This is a genomic window from Phaeovulum sp., assembly GCF_041596715.1.
Classification (GTDB): domain Bacteria; phylum Pseudomonadota; class Alphaproteobacteria; order Rhodobacterales; family Rhodobacteraceae; genus UBA6213.
The window spans coordinates 1-1,615 of sequence record NZ_JBFHIA010000388.1 but is presented as its reverse complement, the minus strand read 5'-3'; the positions used below and the strand labels follow the sequence as shown (position 1 = coordinate 1,615).

The following is a 1,615-nucleotide window of genomic DNA, read 5'->3' as shown; positions in this document are numbered from 1 at the left end:
GCCTCGCGCCGCGCAAACCTGCCGCCAATTCCTTGCCAAATGCTTAACGAAAAACTCGAACCGCAACCAATTCAAACCCTTGGCTCGCGTATCACGCGTGATACGCGCCGCCCCGAAAGCGTTGATTTTCATTCCTAGCCGGTTAGTATCGATACCGAAGGGAAAACGAGGGGGCGGGTTATGTGGCGATTTCTGGTGCTTTTTCTTGGGCTTGCGCTACCCGCGCAGATGGCCTCCGCCGAGCAATACGACACGACCCGGCTTTTCACCCGCGGTGCGTGGTATGTGGACCTCACGCATGACACCTCGGATGGCGAACTTTGGTGCTCCGCCGAAACCCAAAACAACGAGGCGCAGACCTTTTCAGTCACCACCTATGACGACGGCACGGTGATCCTGTTCGTGTTCGACGAAAGCTGGGACATCGCCCCGCGCAGCGTCGATTTCCTCGTTCTGATCGACCGCGAACGTTGGACGATTTCAGGCGACGCCAGCGGAATCGCGATTTCCGTCTCGCTCGATGACAAGGACAAGGCCGACGAGTTTCTGATCGATCTGGCGCGCGGCAGTTCGGTTGCGGTCGCCAATAGCGACGAACGCCGCATCGCTTCGTTTTCCCTCTCTGGCTCGTCTGCCGCGCTTTCGACCCTGATGGACTGCTGGGACAGCATCCTGCTGGGCAGCCCCAGCAAGAAAGACCCGTTCTAGCAAACGCAAAGCTCGCCGATGCGCGGCCCTAGCCGCGCCGCACCAGCCGTAGCACGACCAGCAAGATCACCGCGCCGATCGTCGAATGAATGATCGCGGAAACCATGCCGCCGCCCAAGCCCAGCCCGATCCGGGGCAGCACCAAGCTTGCGATCAACGCGCCCAGAATCCCGACGACGATATTGCCCACAAGGCCAAGCCCGCCGCCCGAAACGATCTGCCCTGCCAGCCAGCCTGCAACCGCACCCACCACCAGCAGCACCAATACGGATTCGAGTCCCATCTGCCCTCACATTCTGCCCGGATCGGGCCGTTCGGTTGCTATTTCGCCATCGTATCGATAGCCGCCCCTGCGAAAGCCGCGGCGGCGCATCGCGGTGTCGCGCGGCTTAGAGCACGCCCATCACCTCGTACATCACCGGCTCGAAAGCGCGGCAAAGCGTGGCGATATGGCGGTTTCTCTCGCGCATTTCAGGGGTGCGCAGCATCGCCATGTAATCCTCGCGCCGCTGCCACTGGCTATAGTTCGCAATCCGCGTTTGCGCGTCGTTCATGTGCAGGGCCGCTGCGATGAAGCCGGGCTGGTGGCGGATGAACTTGTCATAGGCCTCGCTCAAGGCGTCCATCAGGTCGTCTGCGGTGCCGGGCGTCATCTCGAAGGTCGTCAGCACCGTCTGGCCCTTGAAATCTTGTGCAATCTGCATGGTATGGCCCTCCTTTTCCGCATCCTGCCACAGCGCCGCGGCCACGTCACGCGGCGTGCGCGCTATCGCGGCGGGCACCGACACCGCAGTTCAGCCACCGTTGGCCGCCAACGCCGCCTTGGCCCGCTCCAACAACCCTGCGCCGTCAATCCCCGCGGCCGCCATATCGGCCAGCCACTTCGCCAGCACCGGTTCGGATGCAG

General features: G+C 62.3%; 3 protein-coding genes. 1 reads left to right on the top strand and 2 read right to left on the bottom strand.

The window, feature by feature from the left end:
- The first annotated feature begins 180 nt into the window (after window positions 1-180).
- A complete protein-coding gene (locus ABY403_RS16355; RefSeq protein ID WP_372841871.1) occupies window positions 181-708 on the top strand; it encodes a hypothetical protein in 528 nt (175 codons plus the stop codon).
- A gap of 28 nt (window positions 709-736) precedes the next feature.
- On the opposite strand, the gene ABY403_RS16350 is transcribed toward ABY403_RS16355, so the two are convergent.
- Together ABY403_RS16350 and ABY403_RS16345 are read right to left on the bottom strand one after the other, a co-directional pair.
- Window positions 737-991, bottom strand: a complete 255-nt coding sequence (locus ABY403_RS16350) for a GlsB/YeaQ/YmgE family stress response membrane protein (protein ID WP_372841870.1) — start codon at window positions 989-991, stop codon at window positions 737-739.
- Between the two features lie 106 nt (window positions 992-1,097).
- On the bottom strand, window positions 1,098-1,412 hold the full coding sequence (locus ABY403_RS16345; RefSeq protein WP_372841869.1) for an antibiotic biosynthesis monooxygenase: 315 nt from the start codon (window positions 1,410-1,412) through the stop codon (window positions 1,098-1,100).
- Window positions 1,413-1,615: the final 203 nt, after the last annotated feature.

Bases quoted from the DNA above. Each gene is read 5' to 3' on its own strand.
- ABY403_RS16355 (WP_372841871.1), top strand. From the start codon at position 181: ATGTGGCGATTTCTGGTGCTTTTTCTTGGGCTTGCGCTACCCGCGCAG.
- ABY403_RS16350 (WP_372841870.1), bottom strand. From the start codon at position 991: ATGGGACTCGAATCCGTATTGGTGCTGCTGGTGGTGGGTGCGGTTGCA.
- ABY403_RS16345 (WP_372841869.1), bottom strand. From the start codon at position 1,412: ATGCAGATTGCACAAGATTTCAAGGGCCAGACGGTGCTGACGACCTTC.